Source organism: Nodosilinea sp. LEGE 07088 (genome assembly GCF_015207395.1).
Lineage (GTDB): Bacteria > Cyanobacteriota > Cyanobacteriia > Phormidesmidales > Phormidesmidaceae > Nodosilinea.
Genome location: NZ_JADEWX010000299.1, coordinates 1 through 3,832, shown reverse-complemented (window position 1 = coordinate 3,832; position 3,832 = coordinate 1). Strand labels below are relative to the sequence as shown.

The 3,832-nt window shown below is 42.9% G+C and carries 3 protein-coding genes; all 3 read left to right on the top strand.

Annotated features, from left to right (window positions below; genetic code table 11):
• Positions 1-112 precede the first annotated feature (112 nt).
• Genes IQ254_RS30060 through IQ254_RS30050 form a run of 3 tightly spaced genes read left to right on the top strand, consistent with a single transcriptional unit; the run spans position 113 to position 3,720 of the window.
• A complete protein-coding gene (locus IQ254_RS30060) occupies positions 113-1,390 on the top strand; it encodes a response regulator (protein ID WP_193969814.1) in 1,278 nt (425 codons plus the stop codon).
• Positions 1,391-1,421: 31 nt separating this feature from the next.
• The gene (gene cheB / locus IQ254_RS30055) at positions 1,422-2,495 is read left to right on the top strand and encodes a chemotaxis-specific protein-glutamate methyltransferase CheB (RefSeq protein ID WP_193969813.1); all 1,074 of its coding nucleotides are present in this window, start codon (positions 1,422-1,424) and stop codon (positions 2,493-2,495) included.
• Positions 2,496-2,499: 4 nt separating this feature from the next.
• Positions 2,500-3,720 carry a protein-glutamate O-methyltransferase CheR gene (locus tag IQ254_RS30050; protein ID WP_193969812.1) on the top strand — a complete coding sequence of 407 codons (1,221 nt, stop codon included), beginning with the start codon at positions 2,500-2,502 and terminating at the stop codon, positions 3,718-3,720.
• Positions 3,721-3,832 lie beyond the last annotated feature (112 nt).

Sequence of the window (3,832 nt, the reverse complement as noted above, 5' to 3'; positions counted from 1 at the left end):
GTGCTCATGAAACTTAAGCTGCTTCTGCAACTCCTGTTTCTCTTCGGCGGTCAGATAGTTCTTGATTGGCATAGATACTTCGCCAAAATATGCTCTCTAATATGTAGTTTAAATGATTAACAGCTTACTGCACCTCATTCGTAACGCCATTGACCATGGAATTGAGCCAGCGGCTGAACGGGAAAGTATGGGCAAACCAGCGATCGCCAAGCTTTCGCTAAGCGGCTATCAAACCACCAACAGTGTTGTGATCGAAGTATCCGATGATGGCCGCGGGCTCGATATTGAACAGATTAAACAAACAGCAATTCGACGAAAACTTCATACCCCAGACGAACTAGAGCGAATGACGCCTAACCAGATCTATAGCCTAATTATGGCCTCTGGCTTCTCGACCCGCACGTTCATCACAGAAATTTCGGGTCGGGGGGTTGGACTAGATGTGGTTCGTACCAATGTTGAACGCCTCAAGGGCAATATTCAAATCGAATCAACTCCCAATCAGGGATGTACTTTTCGCCTACAACTGAGCACCACACTAACCACCTCTAATGTGATCTTGCTCGACGTTCAAGGTATTATCCACGCAATTCCGTTTGAATTTTTGTCCACAACGGTAGTGGTTTCTCCAGAGCAAGTTGAGCTGGTCGAGGGTCATGAAATGATCTATCTCAATGATCAAGCCATACCCGTTGCTAACCTGATTGATGTTCTAGAGCTAATCCAGTCTCCATCCTATGCTCTTGCCAATAAAGTACAGCAAGCTAGAAGCGAGCGATTATCTTGCGTGGTACTTAAAGTCGGAGAAGAACAAGCTGGGTTTTTCGTCGATCGCCTTTTAGAAACCCAAGAGGTGGTGCTCAAACCCCAAAGCCAGGTCTTAAAACGGGTTCGTAGCGTTATGGGGGCAACCATCTTGGGTTCAGGGGAAGTCTGTATGGTTCTCAACCCAATCGATTTAATTCGCTCCTTACAAAAGCCAGTCGAAGCCAAGTCTGAAAACCCTTTGCCGACACCTGTACGCCGCAAATCCTTAATTCTCTTAGTAGAAGACTCTTTGCCCGTCCGTACCCAAGAAAAGCGACTGTTTGAGAACGCTGGCTATGAAGTCGTAATTGCGGTAGATGGCTTAGATGGATATAACAAGCTCAAAACACAAAAATTTGATGCAGTGGTATCTGATATAGAAATGCCAAACTTAGATGGCCTGTCTCTAACCGCAAAAATTCGTCAGGATCGCAACTATGACGAACTGCCCATAATTTTAGTGACGACTCTTTCTTCCGAAGACGACAGAAGAAGAGGCGCTGAGGCAGGGGCAAATGCTTATATTGCCAAAGGTAAGTTCAATCAAGAAGCACTTTTAGAAACGTTAACCAGACTTGTTTAAATATTCTATCTGACCATTCTTAAGTATTAAAATGCCTATTCGCGTACTGCTGGTAGAAGATTCTCAAATTGCTACTGTGATCCTGAAACGGATTTTGGAGTCGTTCCCCCAAATTGAGTTAGTGGGGACGGCCTCCACTGGTGTAGAAGCGTTAGCACTGATGCCTGGGGCTCAACCAGATGTCATCTGCACCGATCTGCATATGCCTCAGATGGATGGCTTAGAATTTACCAAGGAAGTAATGTTCCGCTACCCCTGTCCTATTCTAGTCATTAGTGCTTCAGTACAGGAAGAAGACACCCATCAAGTATTCGATCTTTTAGAGGCAGGAGCAGTCGATATTTTTCCCAAGCCGCTGTCAGGATTAGTAGTCAACGACTCTGAATTTAATCAAGCATTAATCAATAAGATTCAAATTTTGTCTGGAGTTAGAGTTTTCAAGAAACGGCAGCTTGGGCGAACCAGCTCCAGTAATCTCGACTCCAGAAATCTAGCTGAATTCAAAGCTAGCACCTATTCTAGACCCAAGATTGTCGTAGTGGGAGCATCGACCGGCGGCCCTCAAGCATTACAAGAATTATTTGCAATGTTACCCCCCGATTTCCCAGTCCCGGTGATCTGCGTACAACATATTTGCTTCGGTTTTTTGCAAGGATTTATTGAATGGCTTACGAATAGTTGTCAGCTACCAATTCAGATTGCTCAAGCTGGAGAAATTCCTAAAGCTGGGCACATTTATTTCCCTCCTGAGCAGCAGCACCTAGAACTAGATCATAGAGGTCGTTTTGTCTGTACAGATTCGCCTCCGGTCGATGGTCATCGTCCGTCTGTTACAGCTACCTTTCAATCAGTTGTGCAAGTCTATGGCCGCAAAACCCTAGGTGTTTTGCTAACAGGCATGGGGCGCGATGGAGCCGCCGGCATGAAAACTATTATGGAGGCAGGAGGGGTCACCATCGCTCAAGATGAAGCAACATCAATTGTATTTGGTATGCCAAAAGAAGCGATCAAACTAGGGGCCGCTAGTCAAGTCTTGCCCATTCAAGCGATTGCTCCAGCACTGCTTTATCTATTTGCGACGCAACCAGTCTCTCCAGTCAGGTGACAAGATGGGCCCAAAGTCAAGATCCGAGGCAGATTCCCCTCCGAAAAAATCTCAGAAAAATCTTTTGAACGATTGGCTAAAATCGGCTTTCATTAAGCTGATTGCTGAGGAAACAGGCCTAGAAATTAAAAAGCATGATCAGGCATCTCTAGACGAAAAATTCTTTTCACGGATGAAAGCGAAAAAGATATCTTTTCCAGACGACTATTATCAAGTTTTAGCCTCTAAAACGATAGAAAGTCGTCAAGAATGGCAAGATTTAGTACTTTCCCTAACTAATTCTGAAAGCTTCTTTTTTCGGGATAAGGGTCACTTTAACCTATTAAAAAGTCGGATTATTCCAGAACTTACCCAGCGGAACCAGCAAACCCGCACCATTCGGGTGTGTAGCGCCGGTTGCTCTACGGGGGAAGAACCTTACTCTATTGCAATTCTGCTCAATGAACTCATTCCAGATCCTGATCAATGGAATCTTCTGATTTTAGGATTAGATGTTAATTCACTGTCGATTGAAAAGGCTAAAGCAGGAATTTATCGTTCCTGGTCTTTTAGGGGTGTTGCTCCAGAAATTAAGGAACGATATTTTAAGGTCGTTAACGGTGAGTATCATATCGATTCAGAAATCAAGCGAATGTTAAAGTTTCAGACCTCAAACTTAGTTAAAGATTCATTTCCCCATCCCAATTCCGAAATGAGGGAATTGGATCTTATTATTTGTCGAAATGTCTTTATTTATTTTGAGAAAACAGCTATATCAAAAGTCTTAGAAAATTTTTATCTTGCGCTCAAACCCAATGGATATCTGCTGACAGGACATACCGAACTTTATGCTCAAAATCTCAATCAATTTGAGTTAAAGCTATTTGATGAGGGCAGCATATATCAGTGTTTAAATTCTACGTTACCGACTGCCTCTAAATCAGCAAAACAAGCACCAAGCATAGAGATTGAAGACGCTAATGAAAGTCTTAATCAGGTCGAAGCCAGCGAAGCTACAATAGCTAAAGCCCATGTTCAGAATTTTAAAAATTCTGAACACCGCTCAAAATTAAGATATAAATTAAATCATAACTACCACCTTAAAACTAATCATACATCTCTGGAAAATGAGAATAAATTGCTTCGAAATGCAGAGTTACTAATGCAACAAAAAGCATATACTCTAGCTATCAGCCAGGTGGAAAAGGCTTTAAAAATTAATTCAAAAAATGGTAGTGCATTTTAGTAAAGGACAGAGGAAAAGCCCGCCTCTTCCCGTTGTGCCAATTTCTCTCTAACTCGGCGATTGTAGTCGTGGATAAACGTCCAGATCGCACCGATGTGATTTTCTAGCTTTT

What these genes read in the sequence shown, in the direction of transcription:
- IQ254_RS30060 (WP_193969814.1), top strand. Translation starts at nt 113, where the DNA reads ATGATTAACAGCTTACTGCACCTCATTCGTAACGCCATTGACCATGGA.
- cheB (WP_193969813.1), top strand. Translation starts at nt 1,422, where the DNA reads ATGCCTATTCGCGTACTGCTGGTAGAAGATTCTCAAATTGCTACTGTG.
- IQ254_RS30050 (WP_193969812.1), top strand. Translation starts at nt 2,500, where the DNA reads ATGGGCCCAAAGTCAAGATCCGAGGCAGATTCCCCTCCGAAAAAATCT.